Raw genomic sequence first — 243 nt, 5'->3', positions numbered from 1 at the left:
ATGGCGCGACGCAACGACCTGATGCGTGGCAGCCGGAGCCTGAGGAGGTACGCAAGCTCAAGGCGCTAGCAGCGAGACTCGACGCACTGGACAAGGACATTCAGCGTGAGCGAAACCGGCGTGAGAAAGCCGAGTTCGTCATGGCAACCGATATCCTCCGCTCGATCGATGACATCCTGTCGGCATTGACGCGTGAGCGGGATCGTCTCCAGCGGGAGATCGATGACCACCTCGATCAGCACC

At 60.9% G+C, this 243-nt stretch carries 1 pseudogene; it reads left to right on the top strand.

Annotated features, from left to right (window positions below):
* Nucleotides 1-243 (top strand): annotated as a pseudogene (locus HOP58_RS23320) (IS110 family transposase); the annotation flags it as partial.

The sequence above is a fragment of the Halomonas sp. MCCC 1A11062 genome, from assembly GCF_021404355.1.
Taxonomy (GTDB): domain Bacteria; phylum Pseudomonadota; class Gammaproteobacteria; order Pseudomonadales; family Halomonadaceae; genus Halomonas; species Halomonas aerodenitrificans.
The sequence above is the reverse complement of the archived record's forward strand: the minus strand, read 5'-3'. Positions and strand labels throughout refer to the sequence as shown.